General features: G+C 65.0%; 15 protein-coding genes. 7 read left to right on the forward strand and 8 right to left on the reverse strand.

Annotated elements, in window-relative coordinates; genetic code table 11:
* Positions 1-61: 61 nt before the first annotated feature.
* Complete coding sequence (gene gyrB / locus IPM49_06175) at positions 62-2,017, reverse strand: DNA topoisomerase (ATP-hydrolyzing) subunit B (GenBank protein ID MBK9274112.1); 1,956 nt, start codon at positions 2,015-2,017, stop codon at positions 62-64.
* A gap of 781 nt (positions 2,018-2,798) precedes the next feature.
* Between gyrB and IPM49_06180 the strand changes: the two genes are divergently transcribed.
* The 4 genes from IPM49_06180 (at position 2,799) to IPM49_06195 (ending at position 8,659) form a co-directional block, all read left to right on the forward strand.
* Entirely contained in the window at positions 2,799-4,331 is a 1,533-nt protein-coding gene (locus IPM49_06180; protein MBK9274113.1) for a hypothetical protein, read from the forward strand.
* A gap of 641 nt (positions 4,332-4,972) precedes the next feature.
* Complete coding sequence (locus IPM49_06185) at positions 4,973-6,502, forward strand: hypothetical protein (protein MBK9274114.1); 1,530 nt, start codon at positions 4,973-4,975, stop codon at positions 6,500-6,502.
* A 232-nt stretch (positions 6,503-6,734) separates the two neighbouring features.
* Complete coding sequence (locus IPM49_06190) at positions 6,735-7,142, forward strand: hypothetical protein (protein MBK9274115.1); 408 nt, start codon at positions 6,735-6,737, stop codon at positions 7,140-7,142.
* Entirely contained in the window at positions 7,130-8,659 is a 1,530-nt protein-coding gene (locus IPM49_06195) for a hypothetical protein (protein ID MBK9274116.1), read from the forward strand. Before IPM49_06190 ends, IPM49_06195 begins: the two co-directional genes overlap by 13 nt.
* Before the next feature lie 65 nt (positions 8,660-8,724).
* Here the strand turns inward: IPM49_06195 and IPM49_06200 are convergent, their stop codons facing one another.
* Both IPM49_06200 and IPM49_06205 read right to left on the reverse strand, forming a co-directional pair.
* Complete coding sequence (locus IPM49_06200; GenBank protein MBK9274117.1) at positions 8,725-10,419, reverse strand: hypothetical protein; 1,695 nt, start codon at positions 10,417-10,419, stop codon at positions 8,725-8,727.
* Positions 10,416-13,508, reverse strand: a complete 3,093-nt coding sequence (locus IPM49_06205; GenBank protein ID MBK9274118.1) for a tetratricopeptide repeat protein — start codon at positions 13,506-13,508, stop codon at positions 10,416-10,418. Before IPM49_06205 ends, IPM49_06200 begins: the two co-directional genes overlap by 4 nt.
* 176 nt (positions 13,509-13,684) lie before the next feature.
* Here IPM49_06205 and IPM49_06210 point away from each other — a divergent pair, with 176 nt between their 5' ends.
* Complete coding sequence (locus IPM49_06210; protein MBK9274119.1) at positions 13,685-14,368, forward strand: ATP-binding cassette domain-containing protein; 684 nt, start codon at positions 13,685-13,687, stop codon at positions 14,366-14,368.
* A gap of 514 nt (positions 14,369-14,882) precedes the next feature.
* Here the strand turns inward: IPM49_06210 and IPM49_06215 are convergent.
* From IPM49_06215 to IPM49_06235, 5 genes are all read right to left on the reverse strand, one after another.
* Positions 14,883-15,965 (reverse strand): glycosyltransferase, encoded by a 1,083-nt coding sequence (locus tag IPM49_06215; GenBank protein MBK9274120.1) that lies wholly within the window; start codon positions 15,963-15,965, stop codon positions 14,883-14,885.
* Between the two features lie 28 nt (positions 15,966-15,993).
* Positions 15,994-17,106: a glycosyltransferase gene (locus IPM49_06220; GenBank protein ID MBK9274121.1), complete on the reverse strand. Its 1,113-nt coding sequence runs from the start codon at positions 17,104-17,106 to the stop codon at positions 15,994-15,996.
* Between the two features lie 574 nt (positions 17,107-17,680).
* Positions 17,681-18,505 (reverse strand): tail fiber domain-containing protein, encoded by an 825-nt coding sequence (locus tag IPM49_06225; protein ID MBK9274122.1) that lies wholly within the window; start codon positions 18,503-18,505, stop codon positions 17,681-17,683.
* Between the two features lie 361 nt (positions 18,506-18,866).
* Entirely contained in the window at positions 18,867-19,817 is a 951-nt protein-coding gene (locus tag IPM49_06230; protein MBK9274123.1) for a hypothetical protein, read from the reverse strand.
* Between the two features lie 80 nt (positions 19,818-19,897).
* Complete coding sequence (locus IPM49_06235; protein MBK9274124.1) at positions 19,898-20,830, reverse strand: hypothetical protein; 933 nt, start codon at positions 20,828-20,830, stop codon at positions 19,898-19,900.
* 943 nt (positions 20,831-21,773) lie between these two features.
* Here IPM49_06235 and murB point away from each other — a divergent pair.
* Positions 21,774-22,790, forward strand: a complete 1,017-nt coding sequence (murB, locus tag IPM49_06240) for a UDP-N-acetylmuramate dehydrogenase (protein ID MBK9274125.1) — start codon at positions 21,774-21,776, stop codon at positions 22,788-22,790.
* 79 nt (positions 22,791-22,869) lie between these two features.
* Positions 22,870-25,044, forward strand: a complete 2,175-nt coding sequence (locus IPM49_06245; protein ID MBK9274126.1) for a DPP IV N-terminal domain-containing protein — start codon at positions 22,870-22,872, stop codon at positions 25,042-25,044.
* Positions 25,045-25,047: the final 3 nt, after the last annotated feature.

The following is a 25,047-nucleotide window of genomic DNA, read 5'->3' on the forward strand; positions in this document are numbered from 1 at the left end:
GCCCGGCTCATCGCCGGGCTTTCTCGTTCCGTGGTGGCACAGGCACGATGCCTGTGCGACATCACACGTCCAGCTTCGCGTACACCGCGTTCTTCTCGATGAACTCGCGGCGGGGCGGCACATCGTCGCCCATGAGCATGCTGAAGATGCGGTCGGCCTCGGCGCCGTTCTCAATGGTCACCTGGCGGAGGGTGCGGCGGGTGGGGTCCATGGTGGTCTCCCAGAGCTGCTCGGCGTTCATCTCACCGAGGCCCTTGTAGCGCTGCACGTTCACGCTGGCGTCCTTGCCGGCGGCCTTCATGCGCTCGATCACGGCGTCGCGCTCGGCCTCGGTCCAGCAGTACACCTGCTCCTTGCCCTTCTTCACCATGTACAGCGGCGGGGTGGCGATGTACAGGCAGCCGCGCTCGATCAGCGGTTGCATGTGGCGGTAGAAGAAGGTCATGATCAGCGTCTGGATGTGGCTGCCGTCCACGTCGGCATCGCACATGATGATGATCTTGTGGTAGCGGAGCTTCTCCATGTTCAGCGCCTTGGAGTCCTCCTCGGTGCCGATGTGCACGCCCAGCGCGGTGTAGATGTTCCGGATCTCCTCGTTGTCGAGGATCTTGTGCTGCATGGCCTTCTCCACGTTCAGGATCTTGCCGCGCAGCGGCAGGATGGCCTGGAACTCGCGGTTGCGGCCCTGCTTGGCGGTGCCGCCGGCCGAGTCGCCCTCCACCAGGAAGAGCTCGCTCTGGCTGGCATCCTTGCTCTGGCAGTCGGCGAGCTTGCCGGGGAGGCCGCCGCCGGTGAAGGCGCCCTTGCGCTGCACCATCTCGCGCGCCTTGCGGGCGGCGTGGCGGGCCTGGGCGGCCAGGATCACCTTGTCCACGATGTTCTTGGCGTCGCGCGGATGCTCCTCGAGGTAGTTCTCGAGCATCTCGCTCACGGCGATGTTCACCGCGCCGCTCACCTCGTTGTTGCCCAGCTTGGTCTTGGTCTGCCCTTCGAACTGGGGCTCGGCCACCTTCACGCTGATCACGGCGGTGAGGCCCTCGCGGAAGTCGTCGCCGGCGATCTCGAACTTGAGCTTGCCGGTGGCGCCGCTGCTGTCCGCGTACTTCTTCAGCGTGCGGGTGAGGCCGCTGCGGAAGCCGGCCAGGTGCGTGCCGCCCTCGTGGGTGTTGATGTTGTTGACGTAGGAGTGCAGGTTCTCGTTGAACGAGTCGTTGTACACCATGGCGATCTCCACGGGGATGCCCTGCTTCTCGCCTTCCATGTAGATCACGTCCTCGATCAGCGGCTGCCGGTTGCCGTCGAGGTACTTCACGAACTCCACCAGGCCCTTCTCGCTGTAAAAGGTCTCGCTCACGAAGCTGCCGTCCTCGTTGGTGCGACGCTCGTCGGTGAGGGAGAGCTTGATGCCCTTGTTGAGGTAGGCCAGCTCACGCAGGCGGGCGGCCAGGGTGTCGAAGTTGTACTCGCTGACCTGGAAGATGCTGAGGTCGGGCTGGAAGGTGACGATGGTGCCGCGGTAGTCGGTGGTGCCCACCTCCTTCACGGGGTACTTCGGCTTGCCCTCGCTGTACTCCTGCTGGTACATCTTGCCCCCGCGATGCACCTCCGCGAGCAGCATGGTGCTGAGCGCGTTCACGCAGCTCACGCCCACGCCGTGCAGACCGCCGGACACCTTGTAGCTGTCCTTGTCGAACTTGCCGCCGGCGTGCAGCACGGTCATCACCACCTCCAGGGCGCTGCGGCCCTCCTTGGCGTGCATGTCCACGGGAATGCCGCGGCCGTTGTCCTTCACCCGGATGCCGTTGGTGGGGGTGATGCTCACCTCCACGGTGTCGCAGTGGCCGGCCAGGGCCTCATCGATGGAGTTGTCCACCACTTCGTACACCAGGTGGTGAAGGCCCTTCACCCCGATGTCACCGATGTACATGGCGGGGCGTTTGCGCACCGCTTCCAGGCCTTCCAGCACCTGGATGCTGTCCGCCGAATAGCTGGCGGCGGCCTTCTTCTTTTCGCTCATTTCTACGACGGTCTCGGACATGTTCCTTGAGGTTCTGCCTCCCCGGATGGGAAGGGCTCGCGAAGATACCGGATCGGCGGGTGCCGAAGGGGGCCTTTTCCCAACAGCGACGCGGGTTTTGTTGATATTTAACAGAGCCTTCCGGCTTGCCCATGTCCGGGGGATCGCTATGCGGTGCTGAATGGGGCGTCATGGTGGTCCGGGAACGGGCCCCGGCACGGCCCCTTGGTCCAGCGCCCCCCTTTCCGGCTCCTGAAGTTCTCCACCACCCTGTCGAATGAACATGACGGCTGATTAGCTTCGGGGCAAACTCATCACACCATGAGAACGCCCTTCCGCCCTTCCGCCCTTCCGCCCTTCCGCCAACCGCTAAGCTGCTGATGCTCGTGGGCCTGCTCGCCCTGCCCAGTGGGCTGCTCACGGCCTTCCGATCGGGCCGACCCATCGCCCCCATGGCCGGGGCCACGTTCACCATTGACAACTCCACGGACTGTGCATACACAGCCGTCATCCACCATAGTGACGCTTGCCCAGCGGTAAGCATTCCAAGCACTTCGAACTTAAGCATCCCGGCGTCCACCAACGGCTCCTCGATCACGGTCAGCGGGAGCCGCATCAATAAGGTTGAACTTAAGTCGGGGAGCACCATCTTCGCCACCTGGACATGCACCTCTGGCACATCGGGTTCCTGGGCGGCGAACGCCGATGTTTGTCTACTCAGCGGAACTCCCAACAAATATGCGCGCGCTCAGGGTAATGGATATAACTCAAATAAGATCGAATGGCAGCCTTGAGAACACTCATTGCCACGGCCGCCACCCTACTGCTCGTCAGCGAGTGTATCGGTCAAGCCCGTAACTACAACATCATCTTCGGCTCAACGAACTGGCTGAACTTCTACAACGAGCAACTGACGATCATTCCAAGCACCTTCGCAGTCACCGCCCGCAACGCTGCCATGAGCGAGCCGGATGGAGCGCTCAGCTTGGTGGTGGATGAGACCGGCATCCACAACGCCAACTTCGATCTGGTGCAAGGCGGCAGCGCACAGGACCTCGGCTGGCCCGCGCGCCTGGCCAGCCTGCTCATCCTGCCAAAGCCCGAAGCTCCCTTGCACTACTTCGTTTTTATTAACACGCCGGAGCTCGACAAGCAGGCGGGTTACGTGGAGGTCGATATGTCGCTGAACCTTGGCGCCGGGGGTGTGGCGGGTTCAGGAACCACTTGGTACATGAACAATACCACCGCCAAGATGGCCGCGACAGCACACGGGAATGGAACGGACTATTGGGTGCTGCAACACGCGGACGGAACGGATACCTTCCATGCGTTCCAATTCGGGCCTGGTGGATTGAACCCAGTACCGATCATCTCGGCCACTGGTCCAGTGCTCAGCGCAACATCAGTTCCCGACCGCCTCTCGTCGGATTTCTGGGGACCGATGAAGTTCTCGGTTTCCGGTGATCAACTCGCGTTCGGATTTGACCACGCCCCGGATTCCGCCGGCGCTGCCGTTTTCTGGTTCAACAGTTCCACAGGAACAGTTACCGTGCGCAATTCATCCCTCGCGTACACTGCGTACGACCTGGACGACTTGACAGGAGACACGATCGCGGTGACCCTGCCGATGGACTTCACAAGCGGAACGGACTTCCTGGCGACCGAAGACTTCCTGTACGTGGCCTATTTGGATACGAGCACCACGGATGGGGATGGAGGCTTCTTCGGCACGCAGTATGACCTCACCGTATGCGACGGATGCATACCCCTCACATCCCTGGCATCCAACACTTCGTCCGTTGGTTCAGGAACAGAATGGGGTGCCGATACGACCGGTGGGAGCCTCATCCTCGGGCCTGATGGTAGACTCTACCTGCGTAACGCCAGATCCAACGAAGGCTTTCTCTTGAGGTTTGACAATGTGCCACACGAGTTCAATACGTCCGTCGGTGGTCTCACAGTGATCTCATCACCTGACCTTCATGAAACGTGGGGGGTCCCTTTGTTCTGCAAACGCTACCACGACAGCGATCCGGCGTGGTTGGGCCTGCACGAGGAGGGCGGCCGTGATCCGGCGTTCCGTACCGTGCCCAACCCGATCACCGAGCGGGGTGCCTTGGTGTGGGGGAACAGCCCGCCACCGGACCACTTGATCTGGCGTGACGCCAGGGGGCGCCTGGTGCGATCGGAGCCTGCCCTGAACAACGGCCCGACCACGGTGCTCGCGCGCAAGGAACTCCCTGCCGGCCTTTACGTGCTGGAGGTATTCCGCAAGGGCAAGCCCTTGGGCAGCACCCGGGTGATGATCGAGTAGTCACGCCCATCCGGGAAAGCGAACCCCGCCACGCGCGGGGTTCGTCCGTTCAAAAGGCTCCACGGCTAGAACGCGTAGCTGGCACCACGGATCCACAAGGCATCCGTACCTCCATGAGAAGTTCTCCACAACCCTGTCGAATGAAGGTGACGGATGATTAGATTCGGGGCAAACTCATCACACCATGAGAACGCCCTTCCGCCCTTCCGCCCTTCCGCCCTTCCGCCAACCGCTAAGCTGCTGATGCTCGTGGGCCTGCTCGCCCTGCCCAGCGCGCTGCTCACGGCCTTCCGCTCGGGCCGCCCCATCTCCCCCATGGCCGGGGCCACGTTCACGATATCAAATGGCACTTGGTGTCCCTATGCTGCGATCATCCATCACAGCAGTGCTTGTCCTGCCACGACGATACCAGCAACCAGTACCCTCAGCATCCCACAGTATGCATCGGCCGCTACGATCACCGTAGCCGGGTCATTCATTAATAAAGTAGAGATCTGGGACGGTTCGGTGATCATTGCACGCTGGACGTGCACAAGCGGAACCAGTGGGAGTTGGGCAGAACTGGCCGATCGATGCGAATACTACAGTTCCGGACTATTCGCTCGGCTGCAAGGGGATGGCTACACCAATAACAAGATCGAATGGGAGCCCTGAGGTATGGAGCGCTCGCGATCACCTTGGTGACCGGTCAGCAAGTGGCGAGTGCACAAGCCCGCAACTACAATGTCCTCTTCGGCACGGGTCACTGGCTGAACTTCTACAATGAGCAAGTCACGGCAATACCGTGCATTTGGCCCATCACCAAGCGGAGCGCCAGCATCAGCGAACCGGACGGCGCCCTGAGCCTGGTGGTGGATGAAACCGGCATCCACAACGCCAACTTCGACCTGGTGCAGGGCGGTGGCGCACAGGATCTGGGCTGGCCGGCCGAGCTGGCCAGCCTGCTCATCCTGCCCAAGCCCGGTGCCCCGCAGCACTACGTCGTGTTCGTCAACACCACGGAGGCCACCAAGCAGGCCGGCCTTGTGGAGGTGGACATGAGCGCCAACGGCGGGGCCGGGGCCGTGGTGGGGACGGGCACCACTTGGTATATGACCGGATGCACGGGCAAGCTGGCGGCCACCCTGCATGCCAACGGCACCGACTACTGGCTGCTTCAGCACGCCGATGGGTCCAACGAGTTCCACGCCTACCCGTTCGATGCATCGGGGCTCGCGCTAAGCCCGGTGGTTTCAAGTACCGGACCGGTGTTGGGCCCGACCACATTGAATGCTCCATACTCCTCGGACTATCATGCCTCGATGAAGTTCTCGGTGAGCGGTGAGCAATTGCTCATGGGCTACGACGTGGCACCGGACACCATGGCAGCGGCTCTGTTCTGGTTCAATGCGGCCACGGGGTCCGTTGCATTACGCACCGATGCGCTCCGAGATATCAATCGATACGTGCATCCTTTCACCGGTGATACAATGCAGGTGAACGGCATTTCTGCGGCAGTCGCAGGTCTGGACTTTATCAATACGGATGATTTCGCCTACGTTGCCTTCCTGGACACGACAACTTGGGATGGATCAGGGGAATCACACATCGTCCAGTATGACCTATCCCTTGCCACCACAGAGATCCCGTATGAGACCGTTTCGATCAATGGTCAGGAGCCCGGTGCATCCCCGTGGGGACTCGATACATTGGGAGAGAGCTTGTTGTTAGCCCCTGACGGTTTCCTATACTTACGGAGACCACATCTCGACCTTGGGGACGTTGAACAATTCGACTCGCTGCCAGCTCAATTGGACGGAACTGGGCAGGACGGAGTATCCGTACCCGTCACTGTGAATAGTTCCACCTGGGGCCTCCCCCTCTTCTGCAAGCGCTACCACGACAGTGAGCCGGCGTGGTTGGGCCAGCGTGAGGAGGATGGCCGGGAACCAGCGTTCCGGGCCGTGCCCAACCCGATCACCGAGCGGGGTGCCTTGGTGTGGGGGAACAGCCCGCCACCGGACCGCTTGATCTGGCGTGACGCCATGGGGCGCTTGGTGCGCTCTGAGCCTGCCCTGAACAACGGACCTACAACGGTGCTCACGCGCAAGGAACTCCCTGCCGGCCTTTACGTGCTGGAGGTATTCCGCAAGGGCAAGCCCTTGGGCAGCACCCGGGTGATGATCGAGTAGTCACGCCCATCCGGGAAAGCGAACCCCGCCACGCGCGGGGTTCGTCCGTTCATCGGGCTCGACGGCTAGAACGCGTAGCTGGCCCCGCCGATCCACAAGGCATCCGTACCTCCATGAGAAGTTCTCCACAACCCTGTCGAATGAACATGACGGAGATTAGCTTCGGGGCGAACTCTTCACACCATGAGAACGCCCTTCCGCCCTTCCGCCAACCGCTAGGCTGCTAGTGCTCGTGGGCCTGCTCGCCCTGCCCAGCGCGCTGCTCACGGCCTTCCGCTCGGGCCGCCCCATCGCCCCCATGGCCGGGGCCACCTTTACGATCTCGAACGGAACGGACTGTCCGTACGCGGCAATTGTCCATCACAGCAATGTCTGCCCTGCCACCACGATCCCAGCGACAAGCACGCTGAGCATACCCCAGTATGCAACGGGGGCAACGATAACCGTTACAGGTTCGATCATCAATAAAGTGGAGATCTGGGACGGCTCGGTGGTCATCGCGCGCTGGACCTGCACAAGCGGCACAAATGGTAGCTGGGCGGACCTGGCCGATCGATGTGAATACATCCCTCCCTCCAATCTCTTCGCCCGCTTGCAAGGTGATGGCTATACCAACAATAAGATCGAATGGGAGCCTTGAGGTGGTGGGTGGTCACGGCCACCTTGGCGACCGTGCAGCATGTGGTGCATGCACAAGCCCGCAACTACAACGTCCTCTTTGGCACGGGTCACTGGTTGAACTTCTACAACGAGGTAGCCACCGTGATCCCGTGCTCCTGGCCGATCTCGAAGCGCAGCGCCAGCATCAGCGAGCCGGACGGTGCGCTGAGCGTGGTGGTGGATGAGACCGGCATCCACAACGCCAACTTCGATCTGGTGCAGGGCGGCGGTGCGCAGGACCTGGGCTGGCCGACCGAGCTGGCTAGCCTCCTGATCCTACCCAAGCCCGATGCCCCGCAGCATTATGTGGTCTTCCTAAACACCACCGAGGCCACCAAGCAGGCCGGATATGTGGAGGTGGACATGAGCGCCAACGGCGGGTCCGGTGCCGTCGTGGGCTCGGGCACCACGTGGTACCTCACCGACTGCACGGCGAAGCTGGCGGCCACCCTGCACGCCAACGGCACCGACTATTGGCTGCTGCAGCACACCGATGGGACCGATACGTTCCATGCCTATCTCTTCACCGCGTCCGGACTGGCTCAGTCCCCTGTCATTTCCAATGTGGGACCCATGCTTGGCCCGACCGGTTCGAACGCGCCCTACTCCTCGGATCACCAGTCGTCCATGAAATTTTCGGTGAGCGGTGAACAATTGCTCATGGGCTATGACTTGGCACCGGACACCATGGCCGCAGCCCTGTTCTGGTTCAGCACGGCGAACGGTGGGGTGACCTTGCGAACGGATGCACTGCGGGATCGCAACCGCTACGTTGATCCGTTCACTGGGGACACGCTGATCGTATATGGAGTTTCCGCAGGGGTGGCCGGGCTGGACTTCCTGAACACGGACGATTTCGCCTATGTCGTCTATGTGGACACCAGCAGCGTGGGTGGCTCTGGCGATACACATATTGTCCAATATGACCTAGGGTTGGAGGAAAGTACGCTCCCTGATCATCCCTACGCCTTCAATGGGCATAACCTAGGAGGTAATCCTTGGGGAGCGGATACGCTCGGAGAGAGCCTGCTTTTAGCTGCGGATGGCGAACTATACCTCCGAACACCCCACTTGAACACGGGATACCTGCGGCAGCTGAATGATCTCCCCGGTCTGCTGGGAGGTCCAGACCCAAGCTGGACCTCGATCCTTTTTCCAGGAGATCCACCGACCTGGGGCCTCCCACTCTTCTGCAAGCGCTACCACGACAGCGATCCGGCGTGGTTGGGCCAGCGCGAGGAGGATGGCCGGGAACCAGCGTTCAGGGCCGTGCCCAACCCGATCGCCGAGCGGGGTGCCTTGGTGTGGGGTAATAGCCCACCACCGGACCACTTGATCTGGCGTGACGCCATGGGGCGCTTGGTGCGCTCTGAGCCTGCCCTGAACAACGGCCCGACCACGGTGCTCGCGCGCAAGGAACTCCCTGCCGGCCTTTACGTGCTGGAGGTTTTCCGCAAGGGCAAGCCCTTGGGCAGCACCCGGGTGATGATCGAGTAGTCACGCCCATCCGGGCAAGCGAACCCCGCCACGCGCGGGGTTCGTCCGTTCAAAGGGCTCCACGGCTAGAACGCGTAGCTGGCCCCGCCGATCAGCAGGGTGCGCTGCACGGGGTAGCGGTACCAGCGCTCGTAGCGGCTGGCGCTGAGGTTGCTGGCCTGCAGGAACACGCTGAGGCGCTTGGTGTAGCGGTACTCCGCCCCCAGGTGCAGGTCCACGAAGCCGCTGAGGTCCACCACCTCGGTGCGGTCGGGGTCGGGGTCCTGCACGCTGCTCCACACCGGGCTGAAGGCCTTTCGCTTGCCCATCAGCACGGCGTCCAGCTTCACGATCAGCTTGTCGCGCAGGCTGTACTGGCCGCCCAGGGTCAGCTGATAGGGCGGCAGGTTCCAGGGTTCGGCCTGGTCGCCCATGGTGTAGTTGAAGATGTCCAGCCGGGCGTGGGCGCGGGTGCCGTGCCCGGCGTCGTAGGTGATGTCGCCGCTCACGTCCAGCACCTGCATGTCGTCGTACACCGGGGTGAACTGGTTGCCGAAGCTGGTGAACGCGTCGGTGACGTAGAGCAGGCGGTCCTTCCAGCCGCCGTAGCTCACGCGCACATCGAAGCCCAGGGTGCTGCTGAGGCTGCCGCGCAGGCCGCCGTACAGGTCGTAGAGCAGGCTGCTGTTCACCAGCACGGGAGCGGCCTCGGTCCACGGGTTCTCCTGGGTGATGCTGCGCAGGCTGTTGCGCCGGCGCTGGCCGTCCACCCCGATGTAGGGCACCAGGATGTCGTCGAACAGGCTGTAGCTGAGGTAGGCCTGCGGGAACACGTGGAAGCTGGTCTTTGTGAGGGCGTCCACCGTGATGCCGGCGCCGACCCGCACCACGTAGCGCTCTCCGCGCGTGCTCACCGAGGGCGTCAGGGTCACCAGGGTGCCGTTCTGGCGGAAGCTGGGCACCGTGTCGCTCGCCAGACCCGTGTAGGCGTTGTTGTCGATCAGGAGCTGGCCGGCGTAGGTCTCCGTGCCCACCTGCTTGCCGGCCTCGGCCACGAAGCGGATGTTGGTCTCCTTGCTCCCGGTCTTGTTCGTGTAGTACCGGGCGTCCAGCCGCACGTCGTGGGCCAGGGCGGCGCTGTCGGCGTAGAGGCTGCGCACGCGGGCCGTGAAGCCCAGGTCGTTGTACACCTGGCGGGGATTGGGCACCTCCAGCCCGAGCGTGTCGAAGCCCTCCGTGCGGAAGCCGTAGTAGCCCACGCCGCGCCGGACGTAGTCGCCGCGCACCTGGATGGCATGGTGGCGCAGCATGCGGGTGTAGAAGGCGTCGACCGTGTTGAAGCTGTAGTCGCTGGGGCCCACGTCCTGCAATCCGCCGGCGCTGCTGAAGTGCTTCAGGTGGATGCCGTAGGCGTCCTTCTTGCTGCGCCCCTGGTCGTAGTACAGTTCGCCCAGCGGGGTGTTGTACAGGCCGAAGCCCAGCTTGACGAAGCCCTTGTACAGGCGCTCGTTGGCCTGGCTGACGCTGAGCCTGGCCGGGGCGATGCTGTCCACCTTCACCGGCAGCCGGGCCTGCACGGGTTGCACCGTGTAGGTGATCGTGCGCTCGGGCACCACCGTGTCCAGCAGCGTGGGCCGCTGGTCGATCTTCTGCACGTCGGCGATGGTGGGGTTGTAGATGCCGTGGATGTAGTACTGACCACCGGGGGCGTTGCCGTCCTGCGCGTTCGCACAGAGCGGCAGGGCCAGGACCAGCGGGAACAGGGTGTGGCGGGCGCTCATTCCTCTTCGGCGTTGGGGTGGCTCTCGTTCACCGGCACCTCGATGTCGTCCTGCGGGGCGGGCGTGGTCTGCTGCACTTCGCTGGCCAGGATGGCCTCCAGGCGGGTGCGGGCCTGCTGCACTAGGACGGGATCGGTGACGTGGTCGATCACGCTCTGCAGGGTGGCCTTGGCCTGGAAGGGGTCGTTGAGCTGCATGTACACATCGCCCAGCAGGATGAAGCCCCGGGCCTTCCAGTGCTCATAGCTCGGGTACTTCTGCACCAGCTGGAAGACCTCCTGCTCGGCGTCGCGCCCCCGCTGCTGCATGTAGCGCACGTAGGCCATGTGGTAGCGGGCCTCGGCGCCGAAGGCGTTGGTGCTGGCCTGGGCCACCGCCTTGTACGCGGTGTAGGCCTTGTCCAGCTCGTTGGCGTTCAGCGCACGCGCGGCGGCCAGCAGACCGGCCTCGGCCTTCAGGTCGCCGCTGATGCCGGGCTCCAGAAGCACCTTTTCGGCGGCCTGTGCGGCCTCGTCCGGACGGCCCAGTTCGCGCAGGCAGCGCATGCGGCCCACTTTGGCCGCCAGCACGTTCTGCGGGATGGCCGCCACCTCTTCCAGGCGGGTGAAGTGCTGCAACGCGCCCTCCCACCGCTGCTCACGGAACAGGATGTCGCTGGCGCCGAAGAGGGCGCTCTCCAGCAGATCGGGCGTGCCGGCGGCGGCCACGGCCTCCAGGTCGGGCAGGGCCTCGGTGTAGCGCTTGGCCCGGTAGGCGCAGTCGCCGCGGTAGTAGCGGGCGTTGATGGCGAAGGCGCCCTGCGGGTACTTGGCCAGGTAGTCGCCGAAGGCGCCGATGGCCTGGTCGCACTTGTCGTCGAAGTAGAGCGCCTCCGCGCTGCGGTAGTACTTCTCGTCCAGGTCCAGGCTCGCCGGGTCCACGAAGCTCAGCGAGCGCAGGTAGGCCTCGTACTCGCCCACCCTGCCCTGCTCTACGTAGATGCTCTCGATGCCGGCCAGCGCATCCCGGGAGCCTTCCACCGTGGGATACTGGGCCACGATCGCCTTGAACTCCTCCAGGGCCCGGGCCGCATCACCCTGCCGCTTGTGCACCAGCGCGCTCTGCAGCATGCTCTGCCGCATGTGCGGGCTGTTGGGGTGCTGCTTCACCACCTGCTCGTAGTAGCCCAGGGCCTCGGCATCCTTGTCCAGGTTGATGTAGGTCTCGGCCAGCTGGAACTTGGCATCGGCGGCGAAGCGGGAGTTCGGCCGGTCCGTGAGCAGGGACCTCAGCACCGCGATCTTCTCGGTGAACTTCTGGTCCAGGCCCAGGCACACGCCCTTCTGGTAGAGCGCGTAATCCTTGTCCGCCGTGCCGGCCTTGATGGCCTGGTCGTAGTACGCCACGGCCTGCTCCTCGTCCTTGGCCAGGTAGTACAGGTCGCCGATGCGCAGCAGGGCGTCGGCACGCAGCTTCGCTACGCTGCCCGGTGCGGCCGTGTAGCGGCGGAAGGCGGTGAGCGATTCGTCGTACTGCTTCAGCTTGAAGTAGGCGTAGCCCATGCTATAGCTCGCCTGTTCGTACAGGTCGGTGGCGTAGGCCCCGGGGCTGTTGCGCAGGTCGTCGTACTTGCGCAGGGCCGGCTCGTGCTCACCGGCCCCGTAGTACGACTCGCCCATCCAGTAGTGGCAGCGGGCGTTCACCTCGGGGTCCATCGGGAACTTGAGCGCGCGCTGGAAGGCCTTGGCGGCATCGGCGTAGCGGCGGCCGTCGTAGAGCTCCACCCCGCGGTCGTGCGCCAGACGCTGATAGGTGGACTTCAGCCGCACGTCCTTGTCGCGGATCTCGTCCAGCGCCTCCAGGGCCGCTTCGTAGTTGCGCGACTTCAGGAACACGTCCACCAGGAAGCCGTAGGCCTCGTCGCGGCGCGGCGTGTCCGGGTACTTCTTCAGGTAGTCGCGCAGGGCGATGATGGCCTCGCTGTACGGGTCGAAGCTCAGCTCGTAGGCCAGCTTGGCGTAGTTGAACAGGGCGTCCTCGGTGATGCGGGCGTCGAAACCGAGCTGGTAGGCGCGCTTGAAGGCGTTGCGGGCGTAGTTCTTCTCCTTCAGGGCCAGGTAGCAGTCGGCCATGTGATACACGGCGAGCTGGCTCAGGCTGTCGTCCTCCGAGGTGACCAGGGTGAACTGCGACAGGGCCTTCTGGTGGTCGCCGGCCTTGTAGTAGGCATGGCCCAGCTGGTAGCGTTCGGTGCGGCCCACCCCGGCGCCGCGGGCGATGGCCTTCTCCAGGTAGGGCACGGCCTCGGCATAGCGCCCCGTACGGTAGTGCGCCTCACCGGCCAGGCGGTTGATCTCGCCGATGCGCTTGGTGCCCTCGGGATCCTCCAGCAAGGGCTTGGTGTAGGAGATCACCTCCTCGTAGTGGCCCTGCATGAAGTGGATCTCGGCGATGTAGAAGGGCACGATGCGCCCGAAGGCGGGATCGTCGCGCAGCTGCTCGAACACGGGCAGGGCCGTGGCGTAGCGCCCGCGCTCGTAGTCGATGTGGGCGGTGTAGTAGCGGGCGGGCACGGCGTAGGGGCCGGTGCCATCCTTCACTCGGCCGAAGGCGGTGAGGGCGTGCTCGGTGTGGCCCTCCTGGAAGTGGGCGTAGCCGTGCTTGAAGTGGAACTCCTCGGCGTCGGCGGCGGACAGCCCGGCCACATCCACCTGGGCGGCCCAGGCCAGGCAGTCCTTCCAACGCTTGCCGCTGAAGTAGTGGCGGAAGAGCTCGAAGCGGACGGCGGCCACGTGCGGGTCCTCGGGGTGCTCGTCCATGAAGCGCAGCAGCCGCACGGGCGCATCCTGGTGGAAGAGGCGCACGGCGCAGAGCGCGCTGAGGAACTCGGCCTCGATGCGCACGGGCGCCTTGGCGTCGCGGGTGGCCTCGGCGATGCGGTCCAGTTCGTACTGCGCAGCGGTGTACTGGGCCTTGTCGAAGAGGTCGCGGGCGTGGTCGATGGCGGCGCGCGGACGCTCGTAATGGGCGGGCCGCTGGGCATCGGCGGCACCCGCCAGCAACAGGCCCAGGGCCAGGGCGGCGGAGCGGACGGTGCAGTGGGTCCTCATCAAGCGACCAAAGATCCTGGGCGGGCCAGGGAGGCAAGGCGTGTGCCGTTCGGACTTATCCACGCGGAACTGTTCATGCGGCACCAGGGGCCGCCCAGGAGCAACGCGGTGATCCGCCTGGAAATTTTCCACCTTTGGGGCCCCGCGTCCCGCACGGGTTCCACGCGGTATCCGGCATGAGCGACGCCCCTGTGATCGAGCTGCGCGCAGCGCGCATCTTCCAGCGAGAGAACCTGGTGCTGAACCTGGTGGACCTCACGGTGTCCAAGGGCGAGTTCATCTACCTGATCGGCCGCACCGGCACGGGCAAGAGCAGCCTGATGCGCACGCTGTACGGCGATCTGCCGCTGCGCGAGGGCGACGGACGTTGCTGCGGGTTCGACCTGCGCGCGCTCAAGCGCGGCCAGGTGCCCTACCTCCGCCGCAAGATCGGCATCGTGTTCCAGGACTTCCAGCTGCTGGGCGACCGCACGGTGAACGACAACCTGCTCTTCGTGATGAAGGCCACGGGCTGGACCGACCGCAAGCGGATGGAGCAGCGGGTGGCCGAAGTGCTGGAGAAGGTGGGCCTGAGCACCAAGGGCTACAAGATGCCGCATGAGCTCAGCGGCGGCGAACAACAGCGCGTCAGCATCGCCCGGGCCCTGGTGAACGACCCGGAGCTGATCCTGGCGGACGAGCCCACCGGCAACCTGGACCCCGAGACCACCGGCGGCATCCTGGACCTGCTGTACACGATCAGCCAGAGCGGGAGCTGCGTGCTGATGGCCACGCACGACTACACCCACATGAAGAAGCTCAACGCCCGGGTGGTGCGCTGCCAGGACGGCAAGCTGCTCGAGGAGCGGATCAACGATTGAGCCCTGAGCTGCGCAAGGAGAGCGCTGAAGCTTCCGGCCGCCAGCCTCAAGCTTCCAGCCTCCAGCTTCCGGCATCCGCGCCCTCTGCCCCTCTGCGTGAGGTCAAGTCCACTGCTGCCATCAGGTCCCCTCAGACTCCTGACTCAGTGGACGCACTCGAGCTCCCGACTCCCTCTGCCCCTCTGCGTGAGGTCAAGTCCATTACTGCCGTCAGGTCCCCTCAGACTCCTGACTCAGTGGACGCACTCGAGCTCCCGACTCCCATTGCCCCTCTGCGCGAGCTTCGGTCAGACCTCGTGCACTTCTCCACCTACCAGCCGCCAGCCTCAAGCCACCAGCCTCCAGCTCCCAGCCACAGGCTTCCGGCCTCCGCGCCCTCTGCCCCTCTGCGTGAGGTCAAGTCCATTGCTGCCGTCAGGTCCCCTCAGACTCCTGACTCAGTGGACGCACTCGAGCTCCCGACTCCCTCTGCCTGAGCTTCGGTCGCGCCGCGAGCTCCTCTCCCACCACGCGCTCAGCGCAGGAGGTCCACGATGGCCTGGGCGTTGCGGCGGTTGCTGAAGCGCTCCTCCAGGACAGCGATGCGGCGTTCCAGCGTGCTGCCGTTGGCGGGCTTGGCCATGCAGGCCTGGATGCTCAAGCGCAGATGCTCCGGGTCGTCGTGCACCAGGCAGAGGTCCTCCAGGCCGGTGTCCTTCACCATGCGGCTGGTGCACACCACGTGGCGGCCGGTGAAGAGGCAGAGCAGCAGCTTCAGCTTGATGCCCGTGGCCTGGAAGGTGGGCAGCACGTTCACCTGGGCCTGACGGACCAGCGCCGTGATCTCCTCGGTGGGGATGTTCTCGCGCAGCTTCACGTTGGTGGAACGGGCCACGGCGGCGCGCAACTCCTTGCTGGCCCCGCTGCCGGCGATCACCAGGGGCACGGGCAGCTCGTTGAAGACCTCGTTCACCAGGAAGAGGGCGGCCTGGTCGTTCTCGGGCACGCTCAGCGCACCGTGGTACAGGCAGAAGCGGCCCAGTCCGTCGGGCACGTCCACCCGTGCGCTGGGATGGAAGGCGGGCAGATGCAGCACCCGTGGGAAGTGCGCGGCGAAATAGGCCTGGTCGTTCGGGGAGATGGCCAGCAGGGCATCGGCCTCGCTCAGCACGGGTTCGAAGCGCTTCAGCTTGCGGGCCTCCTGGGTGAAGTAGGTGCGCTTGAAGGTGCCGCGTTCGGCCCTGGCCAGGGCGTCGTAATAGTCGTGCTCCACGTTGTGGGTGCGCACCAGCCGCTGGCGGCCGGCCAGGCGGGGGTCGCCCAGGAAGTAGCAGGCGTGCAGGCCCTCGAACAGGATGGGGTGCTCGTCCTGCGCCAACCGGTCGAGCAGCTCGTCGCTGCGCCGGCTCACCACCACATAGGGCAGGCTGCTGAGCAGCAGGTGCTTGCTGGTGCTGCGCGGGTAGTAGTGCACGCTGGCGCAGAACCGGTCCAGGTCGTCGCTGGGCTTGCGGCCGTAGGTGTAGCAGTGCAGGTGCACCTTCACCCCCAGTTCGGCCAGGGCGGAGGCCTTGTAGTACACGTCGATCACGCCGCCATAGTCGGGCGGGGCGGGCACGTCGAAACTGACGATATGCAGGTGGCGTTCAGCCAAGGTCGGAGAGCAGGCGGCGGAGGAGGTCGCGCTCCCGGGCGCCGTCGAACGTTCGGGCCGCGAAAGTAGCGTTCGTCCGCAAGGCGGAAAGGCGGGCCGGATCCGTGCGCAGGGACTCCACCGCCCCGGCGATGGCCTCCGGCGTGGGCGTTGGCAGCAGCACGCCGCAGTCGTGGCCCCGCACCACCGCCGCCACCTCGGGCAGGTCGGTGGCCAGCACGGGCACACCGGCGTGCAGGTAGTCGAAGAGCTTGTTGGGCAGGCTGTAGCGGTAGTTCAGGTTGCTGTCCTTGTCCAGCGAAAGGCCCAGGTCGGCGGCCCGGGTGAAGTCCATGAGCCGCTCGTAGGGCATGCGCCCCATCAGCCGCACCCGGTCGTGCAGGCCGTGCTCCTGCACCAGCCGCTCCAGCACGGGCCAGGCGTCGCCGCTGCCGATGATCAGCAGCAGGGCCTGCGGCAGGTGCCGCATCGCCAGCACGGCCTCCTCCCCGCCCCGGTCCACATTGATGCCCGCACCTTGCAGCACCAGGATGAACCGGTCGGCCGGCAGGCCCAGCCCGGCGCGGCCAGGCGGTGGACCCAGGGGACGCGGCACGGGGATGTTGCGCACCACCTGCACCGGCACCCCGTGGCGCTGGCGGTAGACGGTGGCGATGCTCTCATTCACGGTGATCACGTGCTTCAGGCGGGGGAAGATCCAGCCTTCGATGGTGCGCCACACGCGTTGCACGCCGGGCCGGCCCACCAGTTCGGGCACCTCGGTGTACAGTTCGTGGCTGTCGTACACCAGCGGTGTGCCGGTGATCCGCGAGGCGAGGAAGTTGGCGGGCAGGGTGTCCAGGTCGTTGCTCACCAGCAGCGCCGCGCGCCGGAAAAGCAGCAGCAGGAAAAGGCGCACGTTGTAGGCGGCGTAGAAGAGCGGCCCCTTGGTGAAGGGCAGCCGTATGCGGCGCGTGGCGTAGGGGCGGTCCACCGGCGGGCTCTGCGGCAGCCTGCGCCCCACCAGCAGCACGTCGTAGCCCAGGTCCTGCAGCACGGTGCAGGTGCGGTGCACGCGGTTGTCCGTGGCCAGGTCGTTGGTCACCGAAACGATGGCGCGCCGCATGGCGCAAAGGAACGGCGGAGGAGGATGGGCGGGTGATCATCCCAACACGTCTTCGCGAGGCGGGCTTTGGCGCCGAAGCGATCTCCCATCCCCACGTCGTCATCGCGACTCTAGACTTGGCCGGGCAGAGGGCATGAGCACGTGAACACCCCTCCTGCGCGTGGAACGCTCCACGCGCCGGGCAAGGAGGGGTCTGCCGTCGCTTCGCTATGGCGGACACTGCTGGGGGAGGCTTCAACTCAGTCAGGCCGCATACTTGATGAAAGCAGAAACCTCCCCTGACCCCTCCTTGTGCGGAGCAGCGAGCGATCGCTGCTCAGGAGGGGGCTTGAACACGTGAACGCCCCTCCTGCGCGTGGAACGCTTCACGCGCCGGGCAAGGAGGGGTCAGGGGAGGTTTCACCGCAGTCAAGCCGCATTCTTCATGAAAGCGGAAACCACCCGTACCCCTCCTTGATTGGAGCAGCGAGCGATCGCTGCTCAGGAGGGGGCTCGAGCCGAGTGCCCATGTGCCCCCACACCAAGGGCCGCCCCGCGAACGCGAAGCGGCCCCTGACCCATCTTGTGCACAAGCCTATCGCGCCACCTTCACCGCCTTCTTCACCACGTAGCTGTCGTTGAGGTACAGGGTGACGTGGTAGGTGCCGGGCGCCAGATTCGTGGTGGTCCAGTCGTGGGTGTAGGCACCGGCTTCCCGCACGGCCTCCTCCAGCAGCTCCAGCCGCTTGCCACTGGCATCGCTCACCTCCAGCCGCGTGCGGCCTGGTGTGGCCACCGTGTAGCGCAGCTGCGTGTGGTCCGCCACCGGGTTGGGCACGATGAACAGGTCGGTGCGCAGGGCCTCTCCTGCCCGTGCACCTGCGCCCGCCCCTGGGCTCATGCTGCGCCCATCCGTGCTGCCGTGGTCCGCGCAGCAGGTGGCCAGGTCCTGTTGGAGGGTGCTGATCTGATCCTGTAGGGTATTGATGGTAGTTTGCTGTGCCTCCGTGATCCCTGCCAGTTCCTGTCCAGCACTGATCAGGTAGGGGGTGAAGCCCACGTAGTTCACGGCCTTGTAGTCGAATGCGGCCGTGATCACATTACCCAAGCTGTCCCTTTGTTCGGGGAAGGTCACATCGGTCACGAGCTGCGGGAGCACCTGCTGGAGCTCCTGGGCTACAACCCCGGGTTGAACGCCTGTCGGTAGCTCGAACATGCGGAACTGGTTCGTGAGGTATTCGAAGGTGCGTGGTTGCACGAGATCGAGCGCGGCCAGGCCTCCCTGTAACGGCTGCACATTCGTCTTGAACTGGGCGTCGCTGTTCTGCCAAAGGCCTCCCGGAATGAAGCCCTTGCCGGTCACATTCACCCGACCCTTGAAGAAGCCGGCCCAGTCCAAGGTGTCATTCACCTCGCCCATCACACCATAGTCGGTACCGGCATTCTCAGCAATGCCGTAAACCCCAACATTGTAGGTCACCGAGGGTGATCCACCAAGGACCGCTCGTCCGTACACCCCGGCATTCCATGTGGCAGTCCCTCCCGTCATGGACGCCTCACCAGTCAGGCCGCAGGTGCTATAGGTGGTGCCCCCAGTTTGGATAGATTCCCCACGTTGGCCATGATTGTGCAGGAATAAGCCCGATTGGGTCACATCCAATTCCGCCTTGCTGCGTGAGCCGTAGTTCTGGTCTGTACCGTTGCGGCTGATCGACAACGTTCCGATACGATAGGTTCCAGAAGAGCCCGACACACCTGTGGTGATCTTGGCTCCGATGCACTCATCCGTTGCACCCTGTACGATGCTGAAGGCCTATGATATCGTTGCTTGCCGGGGTATCGTCGAAGACATCGAGCTTGGCGATCGGCGTGCTCACCCCGATCCCGACGTTCTCGGCCGCATCCGGGCATGCATTGTTCGCCGCACCGACCGCGGTGATCACGTGGTTCGGCGATGTGCCGCTCATCGTCCATTCGCAATTGTCGGGCAGGTTGGCCAGGCTGCGCCAGTGCAGACGCCCGTCGTTGTCGGTCACCACAAAGCGGTCCAGCTCCTGGTTCTCGTAGTCCGGCACCAGCCTGCGGATCATCACGGTGCGGTCCAATACGTCCAGCCGTTCATCTGGCGTGGCGCTTTGGCCGAACCAGTCGCCGATGCCCACGAACACCTCCGACCCGCTGTCGTGCGGGTAGAGCTGCATGGCCTCAAGGCTCTCCATGGAGTTGCTGCCCGTGGGGTTGGTGCTGATGTACTCCGAGGTGAAGATGAAGCGCATCCGATCACTCAGCCAGGTGCCCGGGTTGTCACTCCACTGCACAATGGCGTCGGTGTAGTCGTTCAGTTCGCCGGACTCCGGCTCCTCGGGGTTGTCGTAGGTGTACTTCTGCCCGATGTACATCTGGTCGCTGTTGCCCGTGAAGGTGACCCCGTTGCGCATCCACGGCCGGTAGCCGATGCCCTGGAACCCGTTGGCACCGGGCTCCGCCAAATGCAACCGGCTGAAGGGGCCCGGACCGTTGTCCCAGAAGTAGCTGCTGGGACTGATGCCCACAAAGCCCGCCGTAGGCATCAGGCTGAAGCTCTCGATGTCGTAGTTGTCCTCCTGGTTCACCACCAAGCGGACCTTGTCGTAAGTCCGAAGAGCAAGCCGCTCGGCATCGGTGGTGCCCAGGAAGTCAAGCGTGTAGTCTGTACCACCATTCCCGGCTAGTAGCCACGGATTCTGGGCCACGGCGGCAATGGAACCAAGTATCAACGTTCCTGCGAAAACTGTCGTTCTCATGGTCTTGGGGTTGCGCCCAAGGCCCCTTCTCACTTGATGAACCTGACGACCCTTCGTTGCCCACCCATGTGCGCGATGACCGTGTACAGGCCTTGCGCCAAGCTGCTTGGAACCAGTACGCCACCCTCTCGGCTCTCGGATACGCGCGGCTGCCAGACCAACCGGCCGGCCGCATCAATGACCAACAAGGAGCGCAAGGGATCGCTGCTGATCCATCGGATCATCTCGGACGTCGCCGATAGCTCTGCATACCCAGCCAGCTGCTCCTCAACCGCCTCAGCATCTAGCGGTACCACGGACACCGCATCAATGTAATAGTAGGCCTTGGGCTGTGGGAACAAGGGGGGCAGGTCGATGCCGTTCACTTGTGGGTCGTCCAGAAAGGTGCCAATCACCAGCCAGCGCTCGTTGCCCTGCGCCATAAGGGTGTCAGCCAGTTCGACCCAATTCGTATCCAGCAGATAGGCGCTGTTCGGATCGCGGAGCTGTATCTGCGGGCTGAACGGTAGTACTGTGGTGTGCTGTTCGTGAATACTATCCGGGCCGAAGTACACGCCAATGTGGTCAATAGCGCGTCGGTGCCCTTTTGGTCGTGCACAGTACAGGCTCACACGGTAGCTTCTTCCGACTTCGAGCCCGGCGAGCAGCTTGGCGCTCAGGTACTCTCGCGTGCTGCCAGTACTGTCCGTCCCATACCAATGAAATCCGCCGGCCAATCGGTTCCCGTCGTATGCCGTCCTGTATCCCTTTGCCTGTATTCCAGTGTCCGTGGGGTCCATGAAGGTGCCGCAAGGATCCACAGTATCGCAGTCGTAGATGTCCGGTGTGGCCAGGTTGGCGCTATACCAGCCGACCGCCTCCTCGTACGGCGGTTGATACAGGGAGCAATGGGTGGTATCCTCGAAGCTCGGGTTGGGCACGAGGTTCTGCGCCGTCGCCATCGCGGCGAGGGCCAGGTTCATCAAGTGAAGAAGGAGTGCTCTGGGCATATACGTTCTCCTTACTTGTTGCGGCGCTCCTGGTCACCAGGAAGACAGCACACCCGATGGATGCGCTGCCTTCCCGCACGGATCGGCCTTGGGCCCTCCGTTGCGACCGGCACCATTGGGGCCATGCACCTGCTCCCCAAGGGTCTGTACCTTTGCGCTAGCTCGTGTTCATCTTTCGTCGTAGTTAGGTGGGACATGAGTGGCAGAGCCCTCGGTGTGTCAAGCGCCGGGGGCTTCTTCGTGGGGGCAGGGGAAGTCCCGCCTACCTTCATTGATCCGTGTTGTGTCGGCCGCCAGCCGCCAGCCTCCAGCCGCCAGCTTCCAGCTTCCGGCCACCAGCCGCACGCTTGCGATGCACGCCGATATGGGGATCCATGCGATCCGCGTTCAATTGGAAAGGGGTTCACGGCAGGCATCGCAGGTCGAAACTAGTCGACGACGAGCCAGTTGGTGCTGCTGGTTGAAAACTTCACGTGGGCTTTACAGGGGGGGACGCAACTGAAGGGATCTCCTTCAATCGTCTTCGCGAGCAAGGCTCTGCAGGCGAAGCGAACTCCCCGGTAGAGATCGGATCACTGGCCAGGGAGATCGCCACGCCGGCCCTGCGGGACCGGCTCGCGATGACGGTGAGAGGGAGATCACCACGCATCCCTTCGGGCTGCTCGTGATGACGTTGAGGATGGAGATCGCCACACCGGCCCTGCGGGACCGGTTCGCGATGACGAGCTGGGAAGGAGGTCGCCACGCATCCCTTCGGGCTGCTCGCGAGAAAGGTTTGAAATTCCTCTGCGTCCTCTGCCCCTCTGCGTGAAGGACGCGATCGCTGTTCGAAGCTGCTCCGCGCCCTCTGCTCCTCTGCGTGAGGGACGCCATCGCGCTCCCCTGCGCGCTCGCTCCCGCTCCGTTCCTTTGCGCCATGACCGTGGAGCACGACGCCGACCTGGCCCCGCACACCACCTTCCGGGTGCCGGCCCGCGCCAAGGCCCTGGCCCGGTTCAGCGCGGTGGACGACCTCCGGCAGCTGCTGGCCGCGCCCGAGCTGCAGCCCCTCCCCCGCCTGGTGCTGGGCGGTGGCAGCAACGTGCTCTTCACGCACGACTGGCCCGGGGTGGTGCTGCTGAACGAACTGCCCGGCGTGGCCGTGGTGCACGAGGACGAGGCGCACGTGTGGCTGAAGGCGGGCGCCGGTGTGCCCTGGCACGAACTGGTGATGCACACCGTGGAACGCGGCTGGGGCGGCCTGGAGAACCTGAGCCTGATCCCCGGCAAGGTGGGCGCCGCCCCCATGCAGAACATCGGCGCCTACGGTGTGGAGCTCAAGGACCACTTCGCCGCGCTGGAGGCCTTGAAGATCGACGACGGCGCGGTGGTGACCTTCCGCCCGGACGACTGCCGCTTCGGCTATCGCGAAAGTTTTTTCAAGCGCGAGGGGCGCGACCGGTTCGTGATCCTCAACGTCACCTTCCGCCTGCACAAGCACCCCGTGCTCAGCACCAGCTACGGCGCCATCCGCGAGGTGCTGGCCGAACGCGGCATCGCCACGCCCAGCGTGCGCGACATCAGCGACGCGGTGGTGCACATCCGCCGCAGCAAGCTGCCGGATCCGGCGGTGCTGGGCAACGCGGGCAGCTTCTTCAAGAACCCCGTGGTGCCCGTGGCGGTGGCCGACAAGATCCGGGCGGCGCATCCCGGAGCGCCCGTGTACCCGGCCGGCGACGGCCAGGCGAAGCTGGCGGCCGGCTGGCTGATCGAGCAGGCGGGCTGGAAGGGGCACCGCGCCGGCGCCTGCGGCGTGCACGATCGTCAGGCCCTGGTGCTGGTGAACCACGGCGGAGCCACCGGACGTGCGGTGTTCGACCTCAGCGAGCGCATCCTGCGCGATGTGCAGGCCCGCTTCGGCGTGGAACTGGAGCGCGAGGTGAACATCCTCTGACTCCGCGCGCCCCGACCGTCCCACGGCACGGCCCACCGTCGGCACGGGATCCGCATCTTCGGGGCCCGATCCCCGAACCATGGCCCACCTCCGCACCCGCGCGGCCCTGCCGCTGCTGCTCCTCGTCGCCACCGCCACGGCCCAACTGCAGGAGCTCACCCTGCGCGACGCCATGCAGAAGGCTGGCACCGACCTGGGCCCCGAGCGCCTTCCGCAGCTGGCCTGGGTGGAAGGCGCCGCCACCTACAGCTTCGTCCGCCGCGACACGCTGTGGGAGAACGGCATCGGCAAGATGACCGACCAGGTGGCGGCCACGCTCACCGACCTCAACCGTGACCTGCCGGACAGCGCCAAGCTGAAGGCCTTCCCCCCCATCACCTGGGAATCGCCGGCGCGCTTCCGGTTCCAGCACAACGGGCATGTGTACGCGTGGGACCGCGGCCGCCGGGTGCTCCAAGCCCGCGTGCGGCTGCTGCCGGACGCCGCACATGAGGACATGGGCGAAGGGGGCCGCGTGGCCTACACGGTGGAGAACGACCTCTACATCGGTCTGCCGAACGAGCAGCAGGCGGTGCGGGTGACGAGCGATGGCGCGGACGGCATCGTGAACGGCCAGAGCGTGCACCGCAACGAATACGGCATCGAGAAGGGCACCTTCTGGAGCCCGGGTGGCGGCAAGCTGGCCTTCTACCGCATGGATGAGCGGATGGTGACCACCTACCAACTGGAGGACATCGGCAGCAAGCCGAGCAGCTTCAAGGCCATCCGCTACCCCATGGCCGGGCAGGCCAGCCACCACGTCACCATCGGCGTGTTCGACCTGGCCACGCGCCGCACCCTGTTCCTCAACACCGGCGGACCGGAGGATCAGTACCTCACCAACATCGCCTGGGGCCCCGATGAGCGTCACCTGTACGTGGTGCACCTGGACCGGGCCACCACCACCGCCCGCATGGTGCAGTACGACCTGGCCACCGGCAACCCGGTGCGCACCGTGCTGGAGGAGCGGAACGACCGCTACGTGGAACCGCTGGTGCCCATGCGCTTCCTGAAGCGGCAGCCCCAGCAGTTCATCTGGACCAGCACCCGCGACGGTTGGACGCACCTGTACCTGTACGACCTGCGGACCGGGCTGGTGCGGCAGCTCACCTCCGGGGCGTGGAACGTGAAGCGCATCGTGGGGCTGGACGCGCGTGAAACGGCCGTGATCGTGGAGGGCACCGAGGTGGGCACGGGCTTCACCGGCGCCGGCGCCATCCGCACGCAGCTCCATCGCGTGGAACTGAACAACGGCCGGAGCACGGCCCTCACCCACGCACCCGGCACGCATCACGGCGAGCTCAGCGGCGACGGGCAGTACCTGCTGGACCAGTGGAGCAGCACCACGGTGCCCGCGCGCATCGAACTGCTGGACGCCCGCACCGGCCAGGGCCTGAAGGTGCTGCTGAACAGCAGGGACCCGCTGGCCGGGGTCCGGCATGGCGCGGTGGAGCTGCTCGACATCGCGGGGCAGGACGGCGACCGGCTGCACGCGCGCCTGATCAAGCCAAGCCACTTCGACAGCCGGCAGCGCTACCCGGTGATCGTCTATGTGTACAACGGTCCCCACGTGCAGCTGGTCACCGACAGCTGGCTGGGCGGCGCACCGCTGTGGATGCTGCACGCGGCCGAGCGCGGCTACCTGGTGTTCACGGTGGACGGCCGCGGCAGCCAGGGTCGGGGCCGGGTCTTCGAACAGGCCGTGCACCGCCGCCTGGGCGAGGCGGAACTGCAGGACCAGCTGCACGGCGTGGCCTACCTGAAGAGCCTGCCCTTCGTGGATCCCGAGCGCATGGCCGTGCATGGCTGGAGCTTCGGCGGCTTCATGACCACCAGCCTGATGCTGAAGGCCCCCGGCACCTTCAAGCTCGGCGTGGCCGGCGGTCCGGTGATGGACTGGGCCATGTACGAGGTGATGTACACCGAGCGCTACATGGACACGCCGCAGGAGAACCCCGAGGGCTATGCGGCCAGCCAGCTGGTGGGCAAGTGCGATCAGCTCCAGGGCGAACTGCTGCTCATCCACGGCCTGCAGGACGATGTGGTGCTGCCCGAGCACAGCTACGCCTTCCTGAAGGACTGCATCGGCAAGGGGGAGCAGGTGGAGTTCTTCGTGTATCCCGGCCATGCCCACAACGTGCGGGGCCGCGACCGGCTGCATCTGATGACCATGGTGCTGGACCGCATCGACCGCAGCCTGCGACCCGGGAAGTGACGG

The organism is Flavobacteriales bacterium, from assembly GCA_016715895.1.
Lineage (GTDB): Bacteria > Bacteroidota > Bacteroidia > Flavobacteriales_F > PHOS-HE28 > PHOS-HE28.

Coding starts and splice junctions, on each gene's coding strand:
- IPM49_06225 (MBK9274122.1), bottom strand. CDS start 18,505: ATGGGCGAGGTGAATGACACCTTGGACTGGGCCGGCTTCTTCAAGGGT.
- IPM49_06200 (MBK9274117.1), bottom strand. CDS start 10,419: ATGAGCGCCCGCCACACCCTGTTCCCGCTGGTCCTGGCCCTGCCGCTC.
- IPM49_06180 (MBK9274113.1), top strand. CDS start 2,799: ATGGCAGCCTTGAGAACACTCATTGCCACGGCCGCCACCCTACTGCTC.
- IPM49_06220 (MBK9274121.1), bottom strand. CDS start 17,106: ATGCGGCGCGCCATCGTTTCGGTGACCAACGACCTGGCCACGGACAAC.
- gyrB (MBK9274112.1), bottom strand. CDS start 2,017: ATGAGCGAAAAGAAGAAGGCCGCCGCCAGCTATTCGGCGGACAGCATC.
- IPM49_06205 (MBK9274118.1), bottom strand. CDS start 13,508: ATGAGGACCCACTGCACCGTCCGCTCCGCCGCCCTGGCCCTGGGCCTG.
- IPM49_06195 (MBK9274116.1), top strand. CDS start 7,130: ATGGGAGCCTTGAGGTGGTGGGTGGTCACGGCCACCTTGGCGACCGTG.
- murB (MBK9274125.1), top strand. CDS start 21,774: ATGACCGTGGAGCACGACGCCGACCTGGCCCCGCACACCACCTTCCGG.
- IPM49_06210 (MBK9274119.1), top strand. CDS start 13,685: ATGAGCGACGCCCCTGTGATCGAGCTGCGCGCAGCGCGCATCTTCCAG.
- IPM49_06235 (MBK9274124.1), bottom strand. CDS start 20,830: ATGAACCTGGCCCTCGCCGCGATGGCGACGGCGCAGAACCTCGTGCCC.
- IPM49_06245 (MBK9274126.1), top strand. CDS start 22,870: ATGGCCCACCTCCGCACCCGCGCGGCCCTGCCGCTGCTGCTCCTCGTC.
- IPM49_06185 (MBK9274114.1), top strand. CDS start 4,973: ATGGGAGCCCTGAGGTATGGAGCGCTCGCGATCACCTTGGTGACCGGT.